Source organism: Mesorhizobium sp. WSM4807 (assembly GCF_055811615.1).
On sequence record NZ_JBVVQY010000003.1, the window covers coordinates 358,939 to 382,584 of the forward strand.

General features: G+C 61.2%; 17 protein-coding genes. 14 read left to right on the forward strand and 3 right to left on the reverse strand.

The genetic code is table 11. From position 1 onward, the window contains the following. The first annotated feature begins 3 nt into the window (after nt 1–3). The 10 genes from tssJ to AC0L3N_RS05965 all read left to right on the forward strand — a co-directional run bounded on the left by tssJ (nt 4) and on the right by AC0L3N_RS05965 (nt 12,069). Nucleotides 4–456 carry a type VI secretion system lipoprotein TssJ gene (tssJ, locus tag AC0L3N_RS05920; protein WP_352960720.1) on the forward strand — a complete coding sequence of 151 codons (453 nt, stop codon included), beginning with the start codon at nt 4–6 and terminating at the stop codon, nt 454–456. A 39-nt stretch (nt 457–495) separates the two neighbouring features. After that, complete coding sequence (gene tssK, locus AC0L3N_RS05925; protein WP_473546312.1) at nt 496–1,830, forward strand: type VI secretion system baseplate subunit TssK; 1,335 nt, start codon at nt 496–498, stop codon at nt 1,828–1,830. A gap of 4 nt (nt 1,831–1,834) precedes the next feature. Continuing rightward, complete coding sequence (gene icmH, locus AC0L3N_RS05930; protein ID WP_473546313.1) at nt 1,835–3,157, forward strand: type IVB secretion system protein IcmH/DotU; 1,323 nt, start codon at nt 1,835–1,837, stop codon at nt 3,155–3,157. A gap of 1 nt (nt 3,158) precedes the next feature. Continuing rightward, nucleotides 3,159–6,695, forward strand: a complete 3,537-nt coding sequence (tssM, locus tag AC0L3N_RS05935) for a type VI secretion system membrane subunit TssM (protein WP_473546314.1) — start codon at nt 3,159–3,161, stop codon at nt 6,693–6,695. Next, nucleotides 6,677–7,219 carry a type VI secretion system-associated protein TagF gene (gene tagF / locus AC0L3N_RS05940; RefSeq protein ID WP_473546315.1) on the forward strand — a complete coding sequence of 181 codons (543 nt, stop codon included), beginning with the start codon at nt 6,677–6,679 and terminating at the stop codon, nt 7,217–7,219. The genes tssM (AC0L3N_RS05935) and tagF overlap by 19 nt, the downstream gene beginning before the upstream one ends. Nucleotides 7,220–7,284: 65 nt before the next feature. Continuing rightward, complete coding sequence (locus AC0L3N_RS05945) at nt 7,285–8,343, forward strand: DUF2169 family type VI secretion system accessory protein (protein ID WP_473546316.1); 1,059 nt, start codon at nt 7,285–7,287, stop codon at nt 8,341–8,343. After that, a complete protein-coding gene (locus AC0L3N_RS05950) occupies nt 8,343–9,398 on the forward strand; it encodes a beta-ketoacyl synthase N-terminal-like domain-containing protein (RefSeq protein ID WP_473546317.1) in 1,056 nt (351 codons plus the stop codon). Before AC0L3N_RS05945 ends, AC0L3N_RS05950 begins: the two co-directional genes overlap by 1 nt. After that, entirely contained in the window at nt 9,398–10,387 is a 990-nt protein-coding gene (locus AC0L3N_RS05955) for a DUF4150 domain-containing protein (RefSeq protein WP_473546318.1), read from the forward strand. Before AC0L3N_RS05950 ends, AC0L3N_RS05955 begins: the two co-directional genes overlap by 1 nt. Nucleotides 10,388–10,396: 9 nt before the next feature. Beyond that, nucleotides 10,397–11,317 carry a type VI immunity family protein gene (locus AC0L3N_RS05960; RefSeq protein WP_473546319.1) on the forward strand — a complete coding sequence of 307 codons (921 nt, stop codon included), beginning with the start codon at nt 10,397–10,399 and terminating at the stop codon, nt 11,315–11,317. An 11-nt stretch (nt 11,318–11,328) separates the two neighbouring features. Beyond that, entirely contained in the window at nt 11,329–12,069 is a 741-nt protein-coding gene (locus tag AC0L3N_RS05965; RefSeq protein ID WP_473546320.1) for a hypothetical protein, read from the forward strand. 16 nt (nt 12,070–12,085) lie between these two features. On the opposite strand, the gene AC0L3N_RS05970 is transcribed toward AC0L3N_RS05965, so the two are convergent. From AC0L3N_RS05970 to AC0L3N_RS05980, 3 genes are read right to left on the reverse strand one after another with little or no spacing between them, the layout of a single operon-like run. Beyond that, nucleotides 12,086–13,171 carry a HEAT repeat domain-containing protein gene (locus AC0L3N_RS05970; RefSeq protein ID WP_473546321.1) on the reverse strand — a complete coding sequence of 362 codons (1,086 nt, stop codon included), beginning with the start codon at nt 13,169–13,171 and terminating at the stop codon, nt 12,086–12,088. Continuing rightward, nucleotides 13,171–13,599 (reverse strand): DUF6484 domain-containing protein, encoded by a 429-nt coding sequence (locus AC0L3N_RS05975; protein ID WP_473546322.1) that lies wholly within the window; start codon nt 13,597–13,599, stop codon nt 13,171–13,173. Before AC0L3N_RS05975 ends, AC0L3N_RS05970 begins: the two co-directional genes overlap by 1 nt. Nucleotides 13,600–13,608: 9 nt before the next feature. After that, nucleotides 13,609–15,936 carry a type VI secretion system Vgr family protein gene (locus AC0L3N_RS05980; RefSeq protein WP_473546323.1) on the reverse strand — a complete coding sequence of 776 codons (2,328 nt, stop codon included), beginning with the start codon at nt 15,934–15,936 and terminating at the stop codon, nt 13,609–13,611. A gap of 198 nt (nt 15,937–16,134) precedes the next feature. On the opposite strand from AC0L3N_RS05980, the gene tagH reads away from it, so the two are divergent. From tagH to AC0L3N_RS06000, 4 genes are all read left to right on the forward strand, one after another. Further along, on the forward strand, nt 16,135–17,193 hold the full coding sequence (gene tagH / locus AC0L3N_RS05985; protein ID WP_473546324.1) for a type VI secretion system-associated FHA domain protein TagH: 1,059 nt from the start codon (nt 16,135–16,137) through the stop codon (nt 17,191–17,193). 419 nt (nt 17,194–17,612) lie between these two features. Next, nucleotides 17,613–19,133, forward strand: coding sequence for a type VI secretion system protein TssL, long form (tssL, locus tag AC0L3N_RS05990; RefSeq protein ID WP_473546325.1), 1,521 nt, complete (start codon nt 17,613–17,615; stop codon nt 19,131–19,133). Between the two features lie 22 nt (nt 19,134–19,155). Beyond that, nucleotides 19,156–22,719 (forward strand): type VI secretion system membrane subunit TssM, encoded by a 3,564-nt coding sequence (gene tssM, locus AC0L3N_RS05995; protein ID WP_473546326.1) that lies wholly within the window; start codon nt 19,156–19,158, stop codon nt 22,717–22,719. A gap of 159 nt (nt 22,720–22,878) precedes the next feature. After that, the gene (locus AC0L3N_RS06000) at nt 22,879–23,646 is read left to right on the forward strand and encodes a PP2C family protein-serine/threonine phosphatase (RefSeq protein ID WP_473546327.1); all 768 of its coding nucleotides are present in this window, start codon (nt 22,879–22,881) and stop codon (nt 23,644–23,646) included.

A 23,646-nucleotide genomic window follows, 5' to 3' on the forward strand; every position in this document is an offset into this window, starting at 1 on the left:
AACATGATCGATCGCCGTGAATTTATCGTTGCCCTGGGCGCAACCGGGCTGCTTGCGGCTTGCCAGAGCGGTCCGCCAAAACCATCCGCGGTCACCGTCAACCTGACCGGCGCGGCCGGCATGAACCCCGGACCAGGTGGCGGCGACCGGCCCGTGACGGTCCTCGTGATGCGGCTGCGCAGCACCGGTAAATTCAACTCGGCCGATTATTTCGCGCTGCAGGGGGATGCCGGCTCCGCACTCGGAGGCGATCTCATTGGATCGGACCAGATCTCCATCGGACCTGGAAAAACCGCATCCAAAACCATCACGGTCGAGCCGGACGCGGCTGCGCTGGGCTTCGTTGCCCTCGTTCGCGAGCCTGGCGGCCGGAACTGGCGTACGACCAAGTCGGTGTCGCCGGGGTCAAAAGTAACCGTCAACGTCACGCTTGGCAGTGGCGGCATTTCCGCCTAGCGGCCAAGACAAGGGGTGCTCGATGCAGGAAGTAGCGGCATGAGCGATGCAAACAGAGTGCTGTGGTCCGAAGGCCTGTTTCTCCGGACCCAGCATTTTCAACAGCAGGATCGCTTTTTCGAGGCGACTGTGCGCGGCGCGTTGCAGGCCGGGCAGCTCCATACGTTCGGCTTTCAGCAGCTGTCGCTGGACCAGGCAATGCTTGATGCCGGCCAGGTCTCCATCCTGTCCGCACGAGGCATCTTTCCGGATGGAACCCCCTTCTCCATCCCTGACCTGATGGACGCGCCACGACCGCTGCCGGTTACTGCCGATACAGGCGCCGGACCGGTGCTGGTCGCCCTGCCGCTCGAGCCTGCCGGCGGTGTCGGCTTCGATTCGGCGCACGCCGCATCCACCGGCGCGCGCTATCATGGGCGCATCGTTTCCGTCCGCGACGCCGTCCAGGGCGGTTCGGATCCCGAAGAAATCGAAATCGCCCGTCCGCAGGCGCTGCTGCTTGCCCCCGGAAAATCGGTTGGTGGCTACACCGCCCTGCCGATAGCCGACATCAAAGGGGTGCGAGCCGATGGCGGCGTCTCCCTGGATGAGACGTTCCTGCCGCCGACACTGGTTACCGGAGCGGTGGCCTGGTACCGGCAACTGCTTTTGGAAGTTGTCACCGGCCTCGACCAGATCGCCGAGGCACATGGTAAAATGGTCATGGGCGGGCCAGGGCGCAGCGTCGAAGACCTGCTGATGCTCAATCTCGCCAATGCGGCGCGTCCGCGACTGGCCCACATGCTGGCTCAGGAAGTTTTCCATCCGGCCGAGCTTTACCTGGAGCTTGCCGGTCTTGCCGGTTCAATGGCGACCTATGGCTCGAGCGCGCGGCGGCTGAGCGAGCTGCCCGCCTACGATCACATGGCGCCCGGCCCCGCCTATTCGGCGCTGGCGGACGCCTTGCGTTCGCTCATCCTGAGCCTGCGTTACATCGAGCCTAAATCACGCGCACTGCCGGTCATGCGGCATTCGACCAACGTCTGGAAAATCCGCATCGACAACCCGAAGCTGCTGGTGGCCAGCCGGATCGTCATCCGGGTCGGCTCCGAGCTGTCGGAAGACGCTTTGCGCAAGATTTTCGTCAACCAGGCGACTGTCGGTTCGGCCGATCAGTTCGAGGGCCTGTGGAAATCCCGTCTACCCGGCATTCCGCTGAAACCGCTTCATTCCCAGCCCCGCGAAATCCCCTACGATGGCGATCGGCTGTGCCTTGAGCTGGATCAGAAAAGCGAGCACTGGGCCTCGCTGCTCGATGCCCCCGGCTTCGTCATTGGCGTGTCGGGTGTACTGCCGAGCGAGCCGCAGGTGGACTGCTATTCGGTAAACAGGTGAGACGATGAGCCGGGATGATCCTTTCGGACTGTCGGAGGATCGCGAACGCACTCGCATACGACTGACCGGTGCGCCGATGCCGCGACCGATGACGCCACTCCTGTCGGGTGTGCCAATCAAACGGTCGCGTACGCATCCCAACACGCTTGTCAACGCATTCGCGCCCCTGCTCGAATTCGCGCCCGAGCTTGAAAGCGCGCTGCCGCCGGAAAACCCGGAAGCGTTGCGCACCCGATTGCTCGATGAGCTGGTTCGGGCACGTGACGCGGCAATGGCGGCGGGGTCCTCTCTGGAGCGAGCCGACCAGGCAGCCTGGGTGGTGGCGGCGTTGCTTGATGATCTGGCCTTGAACACGCCATGGGGCGGCGCCAGCGCATGGCCGCGCCAGCCGCTCGTGGTGATGCTTCGAGGCGATGTCGATGCCGGCACGCAGTTCTTCACGCGTCTCGACGAACTCGAGCGCCACCCGAACCGGGATCGCGAACTGCTCGAACTGCAATATCATTGCCTGGCGCTCGGCTTCCGCGGCAAATATCGTGTGCCAGGCCGGTCGGGCGACCGCTCGCTCAATGCCGTTCGCGTTGCTGCGGCGCGCTTTCTGCGCGATGCCGATGCCGACGGCGCGCCGCTGTCGCCGAACTGGAAAGGCGTGATCGCATCCGACGAGCCGCAGCGCTTCATCGTTCCGATCTGGGTGATGGGGCTCGGTGCGGCGGTTATCGCCACTGCAATCTATCTCGGGCTGTCGATGGGACTGAGCAGTCAGGCGGTCGAGCTTTCCACGCTCGTTCGTGCTTTGCCGCCGCCAACGCGCGGCGAAATCAGCCGCACATCGCCACCGGTCGACGCGCCGCCGCCGGAGGCAGTGGATTTCGCGCTGGTGCCGGAGTTTCAGGCCGGAGCGCCGGCAAATCTCAGAGCCGCGCTAAGCGGCACCGAGAGCGTTTCGCTGGCCAGGCTGATCATTCAGGCCTCCAACCCCGAACTGTTCCAGTCGTCGCGGCCGACACTGACGGAAGGCTTCGAACCGCTGATCGGTTCAATCGCCAAAGTGATCCTCGCCAATCAGGAACTGATCGGAAACATCACCGTGGTCGGCCATACCGACAGTATTCCTTTGCAACGGTCCAATCCGCTTTCCACCAACCAGCGGCTGTCGGAAGCGCGCGCAGCAACCATTACCGAGATGCTGGTCCAGAACGGTGTGCCGCAGGACCGCATTCGCTTCGAAGGACGTGCAGCTACCGATCCAGTGGCCGACGACAGCACCCGCGCGGGACGGGCCTTAAACCGCCGCGTCGAGGTGCTGGTCGAAAAGAGGCTGTGAGATGTTCATCCTGCGCTTCCTCTGGGCGGTTCTGACATCGCGCTGGCTGTGGACGCTGATCGGCATCGCGCTGCTTTCTCTGGTTATCTGGGTGTTCGGCCCGATCGTCAGGGTCGGTGCTTACGAACCCTTCGCCTCGGAAAATGTCCGCATTGTCATCATTGCGCTGCTGGTCATCTTCTGGCTGATCTGGCTGATCGTCGCGCAGCGCCGGGCGATCCGAGCCAACCGCATGTTCGTCGCCGAAATCGCTGCGCCAGTGGTGGAAAAACCGCTGAGCCCCGGCGAAGAGAACGTCGCCGCCGTCGGCGCCAAGTTCGCCGAGGTGATGGTCGAATTGAAGCGCCGCAAACTGGGCGGACGCAAGTTCCTGCGCGAGATGCCCTGGTACGTGATCGTCGGGCCGCCGGCCACCGGCAAGACCACGGCCTTGCGCCAGTCCGGCCTGAACTTTCCGATCGACCTCACCGACGACCTGCAGGGCGTTGGCGGCACGCGCAACTGCGACTGGTTTTTCTCCGAGAACGCAGTTCTGATCGACACTGCGGGCCGCTATGTGCAGCAGGAGAGCCAGCCCGACGTCGATGCGGCGGAATGGCTGGGCTTCCTCGACCTGCTGAAAAAGCACCGCGGCCGCCGTGCGCTGAACGGCGTGATCGTCGCGCTGTCGATCGATGCGCTTTCAGAGGGCGACGAAGCCATCAAGGCTCACGGCCGCAAGATCCGCCGTCGGCTGGCAGAGCTCAACGACCGGCTCGAAATCCGTCTTCCGGTCTATCTGATGCTGACCAAGGCCGATCTGGTCAAGGGTTTCGAGGCTTTCTTCGGCGGCCTGTCGACGGCCTCGCGCGAGCAGGTGTGGGGGACGACCTTCGCGCTGGATGCGCGTGTCGACGCAAAGACCATAGAACGGGAAATCGCCACCCTTGCGACGGAACTCGAGCGGCGGCTGGTGCCGCGCCTGGAGGACGAGGACAAACTCGCCGCCCGCGCCGAGATTTTCAGGTTTCCCGCCCAGCTGACGAGCCTGTCCGAGCCTATCCAGGTGCTGGTCGAGGCGATGTTCGGCGAAAGCCGCTACGAAGAAGCCGCCTGGCTGCGCGGCCTCTATCTGACGTCGGCGACCCAGGAAGGGGCGCCCATCGACCGGCTGACCGCGGCGCTGTCTTCATCCTTCGGTCTTCCGCCGCGACGGGCCATGCCGGCGCCGCGCGTTGAAAAACGCAGCTTTTTCCTGAAGAACCTGCTGACCGAGGTCATGTTTAGGGAAGCCGGCCTAGGGACGTTCGATCCGCTGGCGCAGCGCCGCCGCGCCTGGATCTGGCGTGGCGCCGCGGCCGCCTGTGCCGCCGCAGCCCTGTTGGCCGGTGCGATGTTCACCTGGTCCTACTATGACAACCGCAATGCGATTACAGCGCAGGCGAGCCAGTTCGAAGCGCTGCAGGCGCCGCTGACCGCGGCAGCCGCGAGCCCGGCATCGGTGGAGCAGCCCGCCATCGATGGCGCGCTCAATGCGATGGCCGAGGTCGCAAATGCCCGAACGGCACCGCCGAGCAGTGCCCAGGATCTGCTGGGGCCATCGGCCTCGGCGGAACTGCTGCGGGCGCAGACCGACACTTACGACCACGCACTGCGCAATGTCCTCGAGCCGCACATGGTCGCTTTGCTCGAGGCGACCATGTGGCGGCAGATCCGCGATCCGGATTTCATGCTGGGGGCGCTGAAGACCTATCGCATGATGACGGGCCTGTCGCAGATGGACGCCGATTTCGTCCAGAACTGGTGGGTCAGTGATTTGCCAGAATTCGCACCGGCGGCGCCCTTTCCGACCGCCGACGCGGAAGAGCACCAGCTTGCCGCGATCCGCCGCATGGCGGTCGACGACAGCTACATCGCCCCGGATCAGGCGCTGGTTGCCGAGGCGCTGAAAACAGTTTGCACGATTTCATTGCCGGCGCGTGCCTACAGGCAGTTGCTGGCCGACCCGGCGGTGGCCGAACTCAAGGAATGGGTCCCGGCGAATTTCGCCGGCCCCAACGGCGCCAAGGTTTTTGCACGGCGTTCCGACAAGACGCTACGCGTCGGCATTTCGGGCGCGTTCACCTATTCCGGCTTCCACGATGCCATTCTCGACCGGGTCGAGGATGTCGCCGCCCAGGCGGCGCTGGATCGGGCGGTCTTTGCCGGAGGCTGTTCGGAAAATTCCGAAACCTCCGTCTCGGCGCTGTCCGAGGACATTCTAAAACTCTATTACGAAGACTATATCGCACAATGGGACAGCATCCTGCGCGATATCAGGCTCGCGCCATTGGCCGACCTGAATGTCGCCAGCGAGAACCTAAAGGACCTTTCGAGCGCCGATTCCGCGCTGAAGCGCCTGCTTACCGCAGTCGTTCAGGAGACCGAGCTGACCCGATCCGATGAAGCGCCGGCAGACAACAAGGCAGCAGCCAAGGGCGGCTCGAAACTGCTCAGCAAACTCGGCAAGCTTGGCAAGCTGGCCAAGACAGGGGCAAAACTGCTGCCACGCGCAGGATCCGCCAACAAGGTGGATCTAACAGGCAGTCTGGTGGCCGAACACTTCAAGCCGCTCAAGGGGGCGATCGCCGAGGTCGACGGCCAGCCGCCGGCGCTCGACGCCGCGGTGGTGGCGCTGACCGCACTTTCGAACGTGCTGCAGACGGTCACGGCCAATCCCGATCCGCAGGACGCCATCAAGAAGCAGGGTGGGCTGGCCGAACTGACGGGAGCGGTCGCCAGGCAAGCGCAGATCCTGCCCGATCCGGTCGACGACTGGCTCGGCGGCATTGCCGGCGACACCAGCGGCCTGACACAGAAGGCGGTCACCTCGGAGCTTAACGCCATCTGGCGCGCCGACATCCTGCCGTTCTGCCAGGCGGCGCTCAACGACCGCTATCCGTTCAGCCCCGAAAGTGCCGTGGACGTCAATGTCCGCGATTTCGCCCGCCTGTTCGGGCCGGCCGGGATGATCGACGCCTTCATCAACGACCACCTGATCAGCTATGTCGACACCGCCACCCAGCCATGGAAATGGCGCGCCGATTTTGGGCTCGACCCGGCGGCTCTGGCGGCGTTCGAACAGGCCAGGCGGATCCGAGACGATCTCTTTCCAGGCGGTACCGGCCCAGTGATGAGCTTCACGCTCCAACCCAAGGACCTGTCGCCCAACGTCACGCGTGTGACCCTTAATCTCGATGGCCAGAACCTCGTCTATTACAACAACGCGACGCGGCCGCAGCCGATGACCTGGCCCGGCAAGGACGGGACCGGCGTCATCTCGCTCGCCTTCCAGCCGATCGACGGCTCGCCCGAAGTCATGTTGAACGAAACCGGCAGCTGGGCGTGGCTGAGGCTGCTACGCAGTGGCCGCTTCACCGGCACCTCGCTGTCCGACGTCTACAGCCTGCGGTTGGGCACGCAAGGCATGTACGCGGATTTCGAGCTCAAGGCGGCAAGCGTCGAAAATCCCTACAATTTGCAGATGTTCAAGAAGTTCTCATGTCCGCCGCAGATATGAACCTGCCCGGCTTTTACGGCAAAATGCCCGCCACCGGCGATTTCGTCACGCGGCGGCTGCCGGGGGATTTTGTGCGCATCTGGGACCGCTGGCTGGCGCAGCACATCGTCCCGCTGATCGGCTTGGAAACCTGGCCGCGCACCACCGCGCTGCGCTTCCTGGCGGGCCCGGCTTCTTTCGGTGGATCGGCCGGCATCATCTTGCAGAGCGCCGACCGGGTAGGCAGGCAGTTCCCTCTCACCGTCGTCGCGCAGCTTCCTGACGCACCCGTTCGGCTGGCCGACGCCGAGGCGTGGTTTGCCGGGATTGAAGAGGCTGCCTTTGCCGCCCAGCGCGGCGAGATGACGCCTGATGAACTGGACATCGCGTTGACCGAACTGCCGGTGCCGCCTGTCGAGCCGGGCGAAGAGGTCATCTGCGACATGGTGATGTGGACAGCCCGTTCGGACATTTTCGATGTTGATCCGCTGTCGCCGCAAGCGACGCTGGAGCAGCTCTTTGCGGCAAGTTGGGAGACCAGCTGATGCAATCTTTCCAAGACAGTTGAAGGCTCGCCGTTTCACCATCGGGTAAGGATGCGTGGTTTCAAATGTGGATACTGTCCAACGAGACGCCATTCGCCGCCCAGGAAAGCTGGACGCGTGATGAGCGCGGACATGAGGTCTGGCTGATCGCGATCAAGGCGTCCTTCGAGATCGATCCCGACGGCAAACAGCGGCTCTTGAAAGACCAGACGCCGGTGAACCTGGCGCCCGTGCACGGGGCGGATCCGAACGAGCTTCTCGATGAGACGGATCTCAATCTGGAGAAAAAGCACACCGACATTCTGGTCGAAGGACATGTCTATGTGCCCGACGGACGTCCAGGCATTGAGAGCGCAGCGCGCATGAAAGTCGGCGACTTGGACAAGACCATCAACGTCGTGGGCGACCGTGTGTTCATGCCCGGCACGGTGTCGGTGCGGATGAGCCGGGCAGAACCATTCACGAAAATGCCGATCAGCTGGCGCCGGACATACGGCGGCACGGATATGGAGGCATCGAAGCCGAACTGGGATCAGCGTAATCCGGTCGGTACGGGATTTGCAGTCGACCCGCAGCGGCTGATCAGCAAGACCGGGCCCAACTTTGAGTATCCCGACGCGCCCTATCGCGACCACAGAAGCGGCACGCCGGCCGGATTCGGTCCGGTGGCGCGGCACTGGCAGCCGCGCATGAAATATGCCGGCACCTATGGTGAGGAATGGGAGAAAACGCGCGATCCACTTTTGCCACGCGATTTCAGCCGCATGTATTATCAGTGCGCGCCGGAGGACCAGCAGACCAGGACGCCGCTCATCGGCTATGAAGATGTGCGGCTCGGCAATTTCACTGCGGATGGCTTCCTGCAGTTTCTCCTGCCGCGCATCACCTTCGACATGACCACCGAGTTCTATAACCGCCCGGATCGCAAGAACGGCGAAGCGGTCATCCACACGCTGCGCATCAAACCCGATCTCAGGCAATTCTCGATCACCTGGATGTCGACCATGGCAGTGCCTTACGACGAGGAGCGCCTGAAGATGACGACCCTTAGCGTCCGCGAGCGCACCGGCATTTCACCAACAATCGCGGCGACCGGCGTCTGGCTGGCGGACGAAGACGAATGATGGCCAAGGCAGACACGATTGTCGTCGTCGGCGTGGGGGCGCGCACGCCGCTGGGTTTCGACGCGGCCTCAAGTGCCGCGGCGGTCCGCGCCGGAATATCCGCCATTCAGGATCATCCCTATATGATCGACCGGTTCGGCGAGCGGATGAAGGTCACTCGTGACATTGGCGTCGATGTGACCCTTACCGGCCCGGACCGTGCGGTGGAAATCGCAGTCTCGCCGGCACTGGACGCGTTGCAGTCCTTGCAAGCTGCGCGGCAGGCAACTGGGGTTTCGCTCATCCTCTCAACTGGTGAGGCCCGACCGGGACAGGCTGAGGGGTTCGCCGCGCAGGTTAACGCCAAATTGCGCAGCCGACTGGCCCAGCACGTCGTCCTCGAAGGTGGTGGGTCCACCGCAGGCGGTCACGCCGGAGGACTGCTCGCCATTTACCATGCTTGCAAAACATTGCGTGATGGCAAAGCCGAATTCTGCCTGGCAGGCGGGGTCGATACCTATCTAGAGCCGGAAACTCTGGAGTGGCTAGACGAGAATGAACAGCTCCATTCCGAGGGCAACATCTACGGCTTCTGTCCTGGGGAGGCGGCAGGATTCTGTCTGCTGACGATGTTGACTACGGCACGGGCGTATGGGCTGCAACCTCTCCTTGAGGTCGTTGGCGCTTCCACGGCGAGCGAAGAGAACAGGGTCAAGACCGAGACGGTTGTGCTCGGCGAAGGGCTGGGCGCGGCCTTCCGCTTTCTGTTCGAGGATGCGCCGATCGATCCGGTTGGTCGAATCATTTGCGACATGAACGGCGAACGCTATCGTGGCAACGAATACGGCTTCGCCGTGATCCGCAATCCGGGCCGCTTCAAGGATGCGGCGGACTTCGAGACGCCAGCCGACTGTTGGGGTGATGTCGGCGCGGCGTCTGGTCCTCTGTTCGTGAGCTTGATCAGCGAGGCCGAAGCGCGCAACTACCAGAACGCGCCGCTGTCGCTGATCTGGGCAGGTTCTGAAAATGGCGCCCGCGCCGCCGTGCTGCTGGGCGGACCGAGGGGAGCCGCCTGATGCCCACCCACATCGTCGTCAACAGCCTCGGCTTGACCTACAAGGGAACGATAGGCGTGTCGATCGCGACGATACCCGACGTCTGCAAAACGCCGACGCCTGGCGGCCCCGTGCCATTGCCATATCCCAACTTCGCAAACCAGGGAACACTGAAGGACGGAACGACGACCGTCTTTGCTAAGGGCGGCAAGATGATCGCCATCAAGGGCTCGCAATACGGCATGAGCACCGGCGACGAACCTGGCACGGTCGGCGGCGTCAAGTCGAATGTCTTCAAGAAAGCAACGGACTGGATCACCTATTCGTTCGACGTGAAGATGGATGGCAAGAATGCCTGCCGCCACACTGACAAGAAGTTCCATAATGACAAGAACACGGTCAATTTGGCGGGAGACCTCGACCCTGCTGTCGCTGCGCGTGGCATTCAAAAGCTGAAAGACATCCTTTGTGAATGCAACCGCCAAGTGGACGCCAAGCAGGCGCAGCTCAAAGCGTCAAACCAGAAGATGATGAATTGCAAGGAGCTTGGAGATGCCAAACATAAATGCTGTGATGACGCTGTAAAGAAGGTCGGCGGAGAGCCCAAGTTTGATCCCGAGAAGGGTTATGACGAGAAGACCGGGAAGCACGACCCTAGCGCATCTCGGGAATGGCCTTCCGGGATGGAAGCGAAAGATTATTTCGCAGGCATTTCAGGAAAGATCTTTCCTGATGCCGCCATGCTCAACCCGGACGGTTCGATCAACAGATTTGTGGAATACAAGTTCCGATGCCCCGCAGGAACGCCGACGGGAAAGACCAAAGGCGGAAAGAGGAAGAAGCCTTCGCAGGGGACAGCGGACACCAGCTGGACTCCCGCCAAAAAGAACAGGAAAGGTAAGATCACCAAACAAGACCAAAGAACTCGAACGATAAAGCTAGGGGCCAAGCAGAATCCGAAGGTAAAGAATCCACCAGAGCTTTTGACCAACAAGCGCTGCAAGAAATAGGTTCACCAGATGCGAGATAGCGACCTGACGTTCATCATAAATACGACAGACGGTGACTACACGATTGTGCGTCCTGGATTGTCGATCTGCCTTATCTATGCTGATACGGCTGATACGATCGGTCCGGATGTGGCTACAATCCTGGAGGAGTACCTTAAATTTATCCCCGACGGTGCATTGCAGACTTACCTGTCTGATAGCGGCAGCTGGAAGAAGGCGACCCAACGGACCTTCAACTCGGTTTTCGCAAATCTGTTGGACGTTGGAGAAGGAAACTATTCGGAGTTTCATTTTGGCCAGGAGCCTGCAGGCAATGTCGGCGACTATGGTGCGCACTTCAAGGCCGGTCCCCTGGATGACGAGTTCTTCGACAAAGAAGCAAATATACTCCATCTGGAATTTCCGATGGAGTTTGCCGCGCTACCAGCAGCAGAGCGGCTTGCCGAGTTCTTTGCGCGGATTGTCAGAATCCGAGCACCCGATTCAGGCTATTGCGGTTATGCATTCAAGCACCTGTTCATGACATTTACGAACGAGGCGCTCGAATTCATCGCGCGCAAGGCAATGAGATACACTGGGTTCGACGTCCCGGAAGACGCGATAAGGATTTGGGCTCGAGGTCGGGTCTACAATGTTTCATGGCTGACCGCTCTCGGGCCAGGCATCCTGGCTGAGTTGGGCGGAAAGGATAAGCTGCGGGAACAAGGTAAAAGCGAACTAGCAATGTTCGATGTAGGGGAGGCTCTGGTCATCCGTGCTGCAGACCTGCCGATTGTTGGCGATGTCAACCGCGGCGCCGCCGACGTGAAGGGTCTGCGAAAATTAGCCGAAATCACCAAACCTGTCAGGATCGAATTGGAGATGCTGGGGCCAAGTGAGCTCGATTTGGCAACGCGGTGGCCGAACCGCTTTGACCCGCCGGTAAATTGATCGGAATGCTAATGAACAGGCCCTTTGCCTTGTCGGTTCTACCGAATGCACACCAACGCGAGCTGGTGGTCAACTTGGCACTGGCACGCTCACCCGACGATCAGGCGTTGATTGGAATTGCCGATGTGTTGAAAGCCTTTCAGGGTTTGGCGGAATGTGGAGGATTGGCAGGGGAAACCCACGATCCAGGCATGGCACGAGCACTTGTCAGCACGACTGATCTCCGGGAGAAAACGGTAAGCGCAACCTTTCGGGATATAGTCGTCGACCCAGCGAGCTTGTTCATACTAGCCAATATGCTGCATTGGCTCCACGAGAAGAAAATCCCGTTGCAGCGTGTGAGCATCCTGTGGCCAGCCAACGAAAAGGTGGTCAGCACTGACGAGCCTCAATTTCCCGGTCCATGGCCGCGATATTCATACGATCTCGAGGTAGGCGATTTGATCGATGATATCGATTTGGAGATTGAGCTGACAGCACCGCAGCCAAAAGCGGTAACGGACCGAGTTGTGGATGCGCTTTCGGCTTGGCTGCTCGCGACTCATCGAGGAGGATTCGCGAATGAGATGTTCAAACCCGAGGATTCCGTTATCTTTCTTGGGCCGGACGTCATGAACGTCGAGGCCGACTACATAGCCTGGTTCATCGAAATAATGCGCGCCGACGAGAGCGCGCTCGACAGCCTGTTAAACCTGCTGGAATGGGTCCATCAAAATGTGGCGCCCATTCGATCCGTCAGCCTGGGTCCGTAACGCATCCATCGATCTGCTACGCAGACAACAACTGTAAAGCTACGCCCCACTCCTTCACTTTATCCGCAAATGGCACTTTCGCAACATCGTCGCCGAAGTGATCCTCGAAGGCCCTGCCGGCCTGGCTCGGCTCCGTGGTAAACAGATCCGCCGCGCGTGCTTCGGGGAAGAGCTCTAAAAATGCCGCGCCGGCTGCCGGCGCCAGAGCCGGCGTGCGCATCTGGTGGATCAGCCAGTGCAAGAGAGTTCGGTCGCCCAGCATGCCGGCGCCGCGCACCGCCAAAGGCACGGTTTCAGGCGATTTGAGTAACCCGCCCATCCAGGCGCGGATGTCCTTGTCGGGCGCGGCCTTGACCGCAGCGCGGAGCGCCGTCATTGCGTCGGCGCTTCCGCTGATGGCAACCTTGCGAAGTTCGGGGCTGGCCAAGTCGCCCGAGCCGAGCTCCGCCAGCGACCAGGCGGCCCAGAAGCGCGGCCGCTCTTGGGCATCGTGCAACGCGGCCCTTAGTTCCTGAACAAGATCGGCTCGTCCCAGCTTTCCGGCAAGCCGCAGGGACGCTGCGCGAACACGCGCATCCGGATCGCGCGCAAGTCGAGCCAGCATCTGCTTCGGGTCGACGCCATGCCCGAGGCAGGCAGATACGCCGAGAAATCGCTTGAACGCATCCGGCGCCCCGATCCAGTCCCGCACCAGTGGAGCGATCGTTGTGGGCTCGTGCCACGCCAGCGCATCGACCAACCCGCGAGCGTCGTCATCGCGTTGACGGCCGAACTCGACCGCCTCGGCCACGCGGCGCGCGTCGTTCTGTTCGATCGCCATCCATCCGAAGAGGAACAATTCGCCCTTCTCGGGAAAATCCTCATACGCCGCGATGACAAACGGCCAAGCGGCTGGGCCGGCGATACGAAGGCCATCGAGGTTGGCTTCCAGGCGCCGGTCGACGCCGGCAACCACATCAAGGTCCGGCGGATCGTCCATCATCAGAGTGTCGCGCTGCGCCCAGAAGAACGCGGCCTGCTCGGCGTGTTGCCTGACGACATCGGGAACGATTCGCCGCTCCGACGCGCCTTCCGATTTCGGATTTCCGGTTGCCGCCACCATCAGTTGAGATCGATCGATCCGCCACGGATACGATTGGCGGCGCTCGCCTGGCTGGTGACGTATGTGCCGCGAATGGTGATGCGACCGTCTTTTTCCATGAGGATCGTTGCCTTGCCGCAGCGCAGTTCGATGCGCTCTTCGCCGATGATGCGAACGCGCTCGCCGTCGCGCACGACTTGCGGCGTGGCGGTCTTGCGCGCCGGCTCGACGATGCGGCCGACGATAAGCGGCTTCATGGCATCGCCCTCTTGAAAGAGCAAGGCCACCTCAGAACCGATCATTTCGGAGGTCAGTCCGGTCAAGCTGCGCGCGGGCAAGGCCGTCTCTTCCGGATTGCCCGGGAATACCACCAGCGGCGAAGCGGCGGAGTCGAAACCGAGAAAGATGCCGATCATCACACCGTCAATGCGTTCGCGAATGTCATTCATCGCTGTCCCTCAGTTCTCGCTGATCTTCGAGCCTTTCATCGTGATGTCGCTGGAAGCCTTGATGTTGATTTTGCCGGACCCATTCACGGAAATATCTTTGCCCTCAATGCCGATCGTGCCGTCTTTCTTCATCATGATTTTGGCAGAGCCGCACTTGATCAGGATCTCGTCGCCCGCGTCTATCACCAGTTTCTTGCCTACTGTGATCGAGCTATTTTCGCTAATGCTGATCGTACTATCCTTTGCAACGCTCAGCGAATGAGCACCGCCGACGCTTGTGGAATCGTCGGCCGCGACGTTGGCGCTACGCGCCGCGCCGACCTTGAAAGTCTGGGCGCTGCCAACAGTGACACTCTGATCAGCGCCCACATTGACGCTTTGCGCCGCCGCGATAGTCCAGCTATCCGACGCGCCGATCTCATGACTTTGGTCGAGGCCCACGCTAACCGACCGCGTCGCCCCAATAGTGTTCATCTGCGCCGCCCCCACGCTTCGGGTCTCAGTGGCCCCGACTGAATCGATGCGGGCCGTGCCCACGGTGATCGTCTGCACGAGCGCCACGGTCTGCGTATGATTGGCGCCAATCGTCTCCGTCGAGTTCGACCCGATATTGATCGTCTCGTTCGAGCCCACCGTCAGCGAGCGGTTGACACCCACCGTCTCGGTGTCGTTGTTGCCGATATCCGTGGTCTGGTCGACGCCGACCTTGACCGTCTTGTTGTTGCCGACGTCCTCATCGAGGTTGTGGCCGACGGAGTGCTTGGCGTCGTGGTCGATGCGGTCGGACTGGTCGTGCTGCACCAGCTTGGTGCGGTCGTTCTTGATCAGAAGGTTGTGATCCTTCTGTGCCTGGAAATTGACCAGTTCGGAACCGGCCTTGTCCTCGAACATCAGCTCGTTGTAACCGCCGCCGCCTTTCGAGGAGTCGGATTTCCAGCCGGATTGCGTGGCGCTGCCCGGCAGTCCGTAGGGCGGCATCTGCGAGGCGTTGTAGACGCGGCCGGTGATGATCGGCAGATCCGGGTCGCCTTCGATGAAATCGACGATCACCTCCTGGCCGATGCGCGGGATCTGGATGAAACCCCAGCCGCTGCCGGCCCAGGTCTGCGAGACCCGCACGAAGCAAGAGCTGTTCTGGTCCTTCTTGCCGAGACGGTCCCAGTGGAACTGGACCTTCACCCGTGCATATTTGTCGGTGAATATTTCTTCGCCGGATGGGCCGACCACCGTCGCCGTCTGCGGACCGCGCATGATCGGCCGTGTCGTCACCCGCGGCGGACGATAGGGCAAGGCGGTCGGCGCCACGCCGAGGATCACCTTGAAGTTCTCGCTTTCGACGTCGGCAAGGGCTCTGTAGCCCGGATCGAACAGCCTGTATTCGGCGCTGACCACCAGATATTCCTGGTTCTGGTCTTCTCTTGGGAAGCCGTCCAGCTTGAACGTGCAGCCGGAATACAGGCCGCGCACCGTGCCGACTGCAGCGATGCGCTGGTGCACGGCTTGGATTTCCTCGCGCCGGATCGCGGCCAGGCTGTCGCCGCGGCCGACGTCGAGATGCGCGCCGGGCTGGCGGTAATTCTCGCCCGCCGCCAGCTTGTGACTGAACGGCTGGGCGGATTTGACCATCAGGTCAGCGCCCGGCTTCTTGAAATCATAGTCGGTATGGACATAGGCACCTGGCCGCACGGAGCTGCCCGGAATCCATTCGGTGATGTATTCGACATCGCGACGGGAGCCCTGCCCTTCAAAGTGATAAGGCACCTTTTCATAGCCCGGCGCCGGCTTGAGCTTGTTCATTGCGTCTGCGAGCACAAGCGTGTGCTTGCCCTCGTCATGCTCGAAGAAATACAGGATGCCTTCGTGCTCGAGCAGCCGCTGCACGAAATCGAGATCGGTCTCGTCATACTGGACGCAGTACTCGCGCGGCGGATAGGACCCTTGCAGGCGCTTCTCGAACTTTGCCGTGCTGTATTTCGAGAAAACTTCTTCGACGATTTCGATGACGCTCATGTTCTGGAAAATGCGGCAGTCGGTGGTATTGCCGAGGAACCAGAGCCATGGCCTGATGACCGCCTCGTAGTATGCCAGCCGGTCCTCGATCCGGGTCAGCCGAAACTCGGAGACAAGGCCGCTGAACCAGCGTTTCGGATCGGATTCACCTTCGATCGAAACCGCACCGCCCAGCATCTTCAGCGGATCGATCTCGGGGCTGCTGCTTACGAACCCGACCGTATAGGCCAGACAACGGCTAATCTCATCGCGCCCGACGAGATGCGTGAAAGTCAACAGGTCAGCGCCAACCGGCGTCTGCACAACCGTAGCACGTTCGTTCGGCATGGGTCGTGCCCCCTCCCGCCGCTCGTTTCTGCCTGAGCCTAGCACATGTCTCGCACCGACCAAAGGGGACGCTTGGCGGCTGCAGCCTGGTCGCCTTTGGAATTATCGACTTGAACGCTTCTGTGCCGCCGCTCACAAATTGCTGGTATAATGGGGTGTCCTGAGTGAGTTTCCCGACAGGATCGACGGCGATTTTGAATGTTCATCAGGCTGCAGATCAACAATGTCGTCTCCCTGCCCGCCGGTATGTCGACCGGTTACTCCGCTCGTGACCGCAGCTTCGAAATCGGCCGCGAGGCCTGTGACTGGACCTTGCCCGATCCCGACAAGTTCATCTCCGGCCGACATTGCGATGTTCGATACGAGGCAGGCGCGTTCTGGCTGCACGATGTTTCGCGCAATGGGACCTTCATCAACGGATCGACCCATCGCATGGCCGGCCCGCATCGGCTTGATCATGGAGACCGGCTGCTGATCGGCCGCTACGTCATCTTGGTATCGATCGATGACGAGCGCGCCACGATGGGTCATCCTCAAAGCAGGTACGGTTCGACGCAACGAGAAATGCCGGTCGCAACCGGTCGGCCTCTGGACTTCGGAGGCGAGCCTTTCTTCGAGCCGGTGGAGCAACGGCCCGGGCAGCGAGCACCGGCGTCGACGCCTTCGCCGCCCGCGCCTCTCCCTTCGACGAGAGACGAGGTGCTGCGGGAAATCGCGATCGCAGCCGGCATCTCGCCGGAATTGCTTCAATCGCGTGATCCGCATGAAGTGGCTGCCGAAATCGGCGCGGTGCTTCGAACGGTTGTCGAGGAGCTGGCCCTGCTGCTGAAGGCACGTGCGGCTGCGAAAATACTGGCCAAGAGCACACACCGGACGATGATCAGCGCTGCCGATAACAACCCCTTGAAGTTCGTCCCGGGAACCGACGACATCCTCGAAATCATGTTCGCGCGGCGCAGAACCGGTTACCTTGATGCCAGGCACAGTGTCGAAGACGCATTCCGCGATCTCAAGACGCACGAATTTGCCACCTATGCAGCCATGCAAGCTGCGCTCTCACGGCTGCTTGACGATTTGTCGCCTGAGGCGATCGGCAAAAAACTCCCACCCACGTCATTCACTTCGAAGAAGAGCCTGGCTTGGGACGCCTTCGTCGCCAAATGGCGAACCATGGAGGAAGCACACGAAAACGGAATGCTGGACATATTCCTGGCCTATTTCAGCGAAGCCTATGCCAAAGCCGACAAGCAAAAATAGACCGGAAACCTGGCAGATGCCCCGGAAATCGGATCGGTTTGCTGCGCTGAGCTTCGGCTGCGGAGCCGATCAAGCACCAACTGGAATGTATCAGGGCGTCCTTGGCGGGCCCCAAAGATGCGACGCTGTCGTTGGCGAAGAAAAATCCTTTCGCAGCGCTGCATCTGGTTCCAATCGACCGTTTCTAAGCTTACGATCACTTACGACAGTTCGCCAGCGGGTAAGGCTGATTGACCTGGGGGTCTGCGGCACATGTCATGTTACGGCGGGTTAGAAAAATATAGCCGACCTTTCTCCAGACACTGCCCTCGCCAGCAGCGCCTGCAGTTCCTGCGCCTGAAGTTCTTGCGCCTGGCCGGGGACCGTCTTGCCCTGATGTGGCGCACACGCGGCGCCCCCGCGTCGACGGACGTTTGGCGATGAGTTCGAAGGACGATCCTTTCGGCCCAGCAGGCAAGACCGTCATTCGCGCACCGCGCCGCGCCGAAAAATCAGCGCCGGCTCCTCACAGACCTGTTCCCGACGACGGGCAGCCCGGTTCCTCGCGGGTCAAGGATTCAACGGTTTTCGATCCCGGTGTCGATCGGCACGCACCGCCGGGCTGGACCTCCGGAACCGCGATTTATCAGGCTGCAGACCCCGGCGCAGCGGCGGCAACCGGCTCCTTTGCGGCGACGCCGAGGCCAGCCATTGAGCAGGAAATCCTGCTGAATGCCACGGACAGTGTCAGATATTCCGCAGCAAATCAGATCCTCGCTGCGGCCGCTCCTTTGCTGATGCTGTTTGGCCAGCTCAGGCTTATGCCTGTCGAAAGACAGGCGGAACAACTGGCGGAACATGTTGCCGAGGCGATCGAAAAATTCGACCGGACAATGGAGAAAGCCGGTGTTCCCGAAGAAGATGCACGGATCGCAAAATTTGCTCTCTGCGAAACCGCTGACGACCTCATCGGCAACCTGCCTTGGCCGAAGAGAGACGCCTGGGCGCAGCACAGCATGCTGTCACAGTTCTTTCACGTCGTGCCCACCGGCTCGGGCTTCTACGAAGCGCTGAACAAGGTACTGGCCGCGCCGGAGGCACACTACGACTTGCTTGAATTGATGCATGCCTGCCTGTCGCTGGGGTTCGAAGGCCAATATCGAGGCCTTACGCGCGAGGACAACAATCTCGAACGCGTTCGACGCGACGTGTACGAGACGCTTCGCTACTTCAAGGCGCGCGCCGACGAAGACATCTCGCCCCACTGGCAAAGCATGGCGGTGTCAAGCGCACAGTCGTCGGCCCGGTTGCCGCTCTGGGTGGTTGCGGCCGCAGCGTCGGCGCTGCTGACGGCGGCATTCTTCGCATTGCGGGTCTTCATCACCAACGAGGGCGATGCCCTTGCCGGCAGGTTGCTGGCGCTCGATCCATCGACGCCGATCGCCATCGAACGCGCCAGCGTGGTGCCGTCGGCTGCGCCGGTGAAAGTCGCTCCGCCTGTCGCCCCTACCCCCTCTCAGATCGATCGCATCCATGCCGCACTGGCCAAGACTATCGCGCGCGGCGGGCTGACCGTCGGCACGCAGGGCAAGTTCATCGTCGTGGAGATCAACAATGTCCTGCTGTTCCAGTCCGGCAGGGCCGAGATAAAATCGGAGTTTGGACCGATCGCCGCGGACATCGCCGCCGCGCTGGAACCGGAGCCCGGACCGATCATGATCGTCGGCCACACAGACAATGTGAAGCCGCGAAAATCGAGCCCGTTCAAATCCAATTTCGACCTTTCCATCGCCCGGGCGAAGGCTGTCGAAGCGATGATGGCGCCACGGTTCAGCAAGCCTTCCCGGATCACGGTCGACGGCAAGGGCGAAGACGAACCGATCGCCGACAATGCGACGCCGGAAGGCCGCGCCCAGAATCGCCGTGTCGACCTGATGATCCCCAAGGAGGAAACGCTGTGAGCACGGCCATTTGGAAGCGCCTATGACGCGCTGGCTGCTGCGGATATTCAGCGCGATCGCGTTGGCCGGTTTCGCGGCAGCCGTCTGGTTTGCCGGACCATTGATCCGCTTTGCCGACACCCGCCCGCTGGCACCCGTCTGGCTCCGCGTGGCGATCATCGGCATGATCGTTGCGATCGTGACGCTGATCTATGGATTGCGCCTCTGGCGAAAGCGAAAGGCGCAAAAGGCGCTCGAGACGATAGTCGCCCGCAATGACGACAGGGATGACGACTCGCAGGTGCTCGAGGCTCGTATGAACGAAGCCATCGCTGCGCTCAAGCGGTCGAGCGGCAAGCGCAATTTCCTCTACGAAGTTCCCTGGTACGTCGTGATCGGCCCGCCTGGTGCCGGCAAGACAACGGCGTTGGTCAATTCCGGTCTGAATTTTCCGCTTGCCGGTTCGGGCGACGCCCAGCCGGTGGCCGGCGTTGGCGGCACGCGATCCTGCGACTGGTGGTTCACCGACCAGGCGGTGCTGATCGACACCGCCGGACGCTACACGACGCAGGATTCCAACGCGCAGAGCGACAAGAAGAGCTGGCTCGCCTTCTTGTCGCTGCTTAAGAGATACCGCACCAGGCAACCGATAAACGGGGTTATCCTGGCCATCAGCCTTGCCGATCTCATCAGCCTCGATGATCGGCAGCTTGACGTCCATGTCATTGAAATACGCAGCCGCCTGCGCGAAATCCACGAAACGCTGAAAATCCAGTTCCCGGTGTACCTGCTCTTCACCAAGGCCGACCTTGTCGCCGGTTTCATGGATTATTTTGGCGGTTTCGACGAGCAGCGCCGCCGCAAAGTATGGGGCGCGACATTCCAGACTGCCGATCGCAACAAGAACATGGTCGGTGAGGCACCGGCCGAATTCGACGCATTGGAAAAACGCCTGGCGGAGGAGATGGCCGACCGCCTGCAGGAAGAGACCGATCCAGTCGCTCGTATATCCATCTTTGGCTTTCCAGCCCAGTTTGGCGCGCTGAAGGGCCGTATTGCCAGTTTCATCGCAAGCGTATTCGATCCGGCCCGCAGCCAGGTGAACGTCAGCCTGCGTGGACTCTATTTTTCATCGGGCACGCAGGAGGGGACGCCGATCGACCAGGTGCTGGGCGCAATCGGTCGCAGTTTCGGCAGCGCTTCTCGCGCCCATCTTTCCGGCACTGGCAAAAGCTTCTTCTTGCACGATCTTCTGACCGGCGTCATTTTCGCGGAATCCGGCTGGGTTTCATACGACAAATCGGCTGAAAGACGTGCAGCGATCGCCAGATATGGCGGCCTTGGCTTGATCACATTGATCGCTGCCGCGGCTCTGGGCACCTTGGCCCTGAGCTTTACGGCCAACAGGTCGCTGATCGCTTCTACGACGCAAGCTGTAAGCCGCTATCGCGAGACGGCGGACCCGCTCCTCAAAACCCCGACGGTCGCCGATGTCGACCTCGAAAACGTCATTGGCCCGCTCGACCAGTTGCGCGAGCTGCCGGCCGGGTTCGACACCAGTGACTTGCCGACCCCGATCGAGGCGACGTTCGGGCTCAGTCAGCGGGAAAGACTGCTTTCGGCATCAAAAACAGCGTACCGGCAGGCGCTGGAGCGCATGTTCCGTTCGCGCCTGCTGCTTCAGGCCGAACGGACCATCCAGGCCAAGATGGCTGATCCCGCCGCGCTTTACGAACCGCTGAAGACCTATCTGATGCTTGGTGGCAGGGCGCCGAAGGTCGACGACGAGTTGATCGTGTCCTGGATGAGGCAGGATTGGGAGCAGAACCGGTATCCGGGCGAAAACAACCGCGAGGGACGGGCGCAACTCGAAAAACATCTGCGGGCCATGCTTGCGCTGGACGACGCCTATGATCCGGTTTTCGGACTCAACCAGCCACTTATCGAAGCCGCTCAACGCTCGCTCGGACGAATGAGCCTTGCCGATCGTGCCTCCGCCTTGGTCAAGTCGGCGGTATACGCGGCAGCGCTGGATGATTTTTCCGTCTCCGTGAAAGGCGGCCCGGAAGCGCAGCTGTTGTTCGAGCGTGTCGATGGTGGCGATCTGTCAGGCCTTCGCGTTCCCGGTATCTACACCTATAACGGCTTCAACAACTTCTATCTCGGACAACTCTCGCGCATTGCGCAGATGCTTGTCGATGACCAGTGGGTTCTCGGCGGCGGCGGCGAGCAAGGTGGCATCGACCAGGAGTTGCTTAAACTCGGTCCCGAACTTGTCGATCGCTATGGGAGGGAGTTCGCCGCGGCGTGGAACGGCGTTCTCGACAAGCTGAAGTTCAAGGCGATGCTGAAGGACAAGCCGCAGTATATCGCGCTGTCCGCTGCCGCGTCACCAACCTCGCCAATCGACCAGCTTTTTACGGCGATCGCCGACGAAACAGCTCTGACGCGAGAAGCTGGTTCCGGCAAAGACTTCGGCTCCGAGGCCGAAGCCGACATGCTTCAAAACCAGCCGCAGAACGCTGCAGATGTCGCCAGGGGATTGGCCCGCATCGGCCTTCAAGTCGCCAGCGGCAAATCGCAAAGCCGGGCCGGTATAGGGTCCGCTAATGCGCAAAACCAGAATCCTGGGGCGAACGTCGAAGCGCAATTCAGATCATTCCAGGCTTTGGTGAACGGTCCCGCCGGACGCCGCCCAATCGATGCATTGACCCAGAATTTCCGCGACATCTACCAAAGCCTGCAACTGGCGGCCGACGTCCCTTCGCAAACGGAACGCGTCAACATGAATCTGCAGCTGCAGATATCCACCCTTCGCGCCAATGTCTCGCGTCTGCCCAAGCAACTCGCCCGAATGGTCACCGCGACCGCCGACGAGCTTGACGGCAACGTCGCAGAAACCTCGCTAACGAATTTGAACCAGATGCTCGACCAGACGGTCACGCGCACCTGCGAGGAGATGGTCGAGGGCCGTTATCCTTTCGCCAGCGATGGCTCGGAGGATATTGCGATGGCGGATTTCGCGAAACTGTTCGCTCCAGGCGGACTGATGGACCGGTTCTTCGCACAGAGTCTCGCTTCGCTGATCGACATGACCGGCCAGGACTGGAACTGGAAACAGGATGCGCGTTTCGGGCGCGACCTGTCGAAGTCGACTTTGAAAAACTTCCAGCTGGCCGCGGAAATCCGCAACGCCTTCTTTCCTTCAGGTGGTTCGGTGCCGTCGGTCAGCGTCACCTTTACGCCGTTTTCACTGCATCGCGATGCCGATACGGCGGAACTCGACGTCGATGGCCAGATTGTCCAAAGCAACCAGGCGGGCAACGCGCCAAGCACGGTGACCTGGCCGAGCGGCATGGCTTCCGCGTCCGCGAGCCTGAGCCTCATTCCGGAAATGCCGGGCCGTGAGTCCGCGATCAAGTTCGACGGTCCGTGGGCACTGAAGCGCCTGCTGGACAAGGCTGATATCACCAGCACCGGCGGCAACACGGAAGCCCGCTTCGTGATCGGCGGACGCGATGTCGCCTATACGATCCAGACCAGTTCGGACCCCAACCCTCTCTTCCTTCCTGCGCTTTCCGGGTTCAGCTGTCCAAAGGCGTTTTGAGATGACCTTTGAATTTTCCAATACGGTGAGGCTGTTCATCAGCAACAGATGCGCGGACGTTGATTTCGATACTTTAATATTCGAGCCTGTGGCAAACTGGCGCGAGCGAGCGCCTGACAGTGCGCCGCAGAGGACGCTTGAGAAGCGCTTGGTGGCAAAGTGAACAATGTCGCCCTTCCCTTTGAAAGCTTCGGCGTTAGCCACAGAGGCTGTGTCCGCGAGCTCAATGAAGACAGCTATCTGGTCGAGCCGGAAACCGGCCTGTGGGTGGTGGCCGATGGAATGGGTGGACATGAGGCTGGGGAAGTCGCTTCGGCCAGCATCGTCGATCATCTGGCAACGATCGGCATTGCAAGCTCTGCACCGGATCTTCGTGCGCGCTTCGAGGACCGGCTGAGCCGGGCCAATGCGGAAATTCGCAGGATATCGGAATCCCGCGGAATAACCATCGGCTCCACTGTCGCCGCCCTGCTGGCGATGGATGGGCGGTTTGCCTGCCTGTGGGCGGGCGACAGCCGCGTCTATCTAATCCGCAACAACTCGATCTCCCAGATTTCGAAGGACCATACCGAAGTTCAGGAACTTCTCGACAAGGGCATGATCAGCGCAGCCGAAGCGCTCACCTGGCCGCGCCGTAATGTTATCACGCATGCGGTCGGCGTCAGCGACGAGATCGTCATTGACTTCCAGCAAGGCGAGATCATGCCGGGCGACATATTTGTGTTGAGTACCGACGGGCTGACAGCGCATGTCACAGACGCCGAGATCGAGGCGGCGGCGGTGTCGGCGACGCCTCAGGCGGCATGCGAAAACCTGCTACAAACGGTGCTGGCGCGCGGGGGAACGGACAATGTCACGATCGTGCTCGTGAAGATCGGAGATGGGCGCAATGGGACCCGTCCTGATCCTTCCCGGGCGGAAGGTTGA

What these genes read in the sequence shown, in the direction of transcription:
- tssJ (WP_352960720.1), top strand. Translation starts at nt 4, where the DNA reads ATGATCGATCGCCGTGAATTTATCGTTGCCCTGGGCGCAACCGGGCTG.
- tssK (WP_473546312.1), top strand. Translation starts at nt 496, where the DNA reads ATGAGCGATGCAAACAGAGTGCTGTGGTCCGAAGGCCTGTTTCTCCGG.
- icmH (WP_473546313.1), top strand. Translation starts at nt 1,835, where the DNA reads ATGAGCCGGGATGATCCTTTCGGACTGTCGGAGGATCGCGAACGCACT.
- tssM (WP_473546314.1), top strand. Translation starts at nt 3,159, where the DNA reads ATGTTCATCCTGCGCTTCCTCTGGGCGGTTCTGACATCGCGCTGGCTG.
- tagF (WP_473546315.1), top strand. Translation starts at nt 6,677, where the DNA reads ATGTCCGCCGCAGATATGAACCTGCCCGGCTTTTACGGCAAAATGCCC.
- AC0L3N_RS05945 (WP_473546316.1), top strand. Translation starts at nt 7,285, where the DNA reads ATGTGGATACTGTCCAACGAGACGCCATTCGCCGCCCAGGAAAGCTGG.
- AC0L3N_RS05950 (WP_473546317.1), top strand. Translation starts at nt 8,343, where the DNA reads ATGGCCAAGGCAGACACGATTGTCGTCGTCGGCGTGGGGGCGCGCACG.
- AC0L3N_RS05955 (WP_473546318.1), top strand. Translation starts at nt 9,398, where the DNA reads ATGCCCACCCACATCGTCGTCAACAGCCTCGGCTTGACCTACAAGGGA.
- AC0L3N_RS05960 (WP_473546319.1), top strand. Translation starts at nt 10,397, where the DNA reads ATGCGAGATAGCGACCTGACGTTCATCATAAATACGACAGACGGTGAC.
- AC0L3N_RS05965 (WP_473546320.1), top strand. Translation starts at nt 11,329, where the DNA reads ATGAACAGGCCCTTTGCCTTGTCGGTTCTACCGAATGCACACCAACGC.
- AC0L3N_RS05970 (WP_473546321.1), bottom strand. Translation starts at nt 13,171, where the DNA reads ATGGTGGCGGCAACCGGAAATCCGAAATCGGAAGGCGCGTCGGAGCGG.
- AC0L3N_RS05975 (WP_473546322.1), bottom strand. Translation starts at nt 13,599, where the DNA reads ATGAATGACATTCGCGAACGCATTGACGGTGTGATGATCGGCATCTTT.
- AC0L3N_RS05980 (WP_473546323.1), bottom strand. Translation starts at nt 15,936, where the DNA reads ATGCCGAACGAACGTGCTACGGTTGTGCAGACGCCGGTTGGCGCTGAC.
- tagH (WP_473546324.1), top strand. Translation starts at nt 16,135, where the DNA reads ATGTTCATCAGGCTGCAGATCAACAATGTCGTCTCCCTGCCCGCCGGT.
- tssL (WP_473546325.1), top strand. Translation starts at nt 17,613, where the DNA reads ATGAGTTCGAAGGACGATCCTTTCGGCCCAGCAGGCAAGACCGTCATT.
- tssM (WP_473546326.1), top strand. Translation starts at nt 19,156, where the DNA reads ATGACGCGCTGGCTGCTGCGGATATTCAGCGCGATCGCGTTGGCCGGT.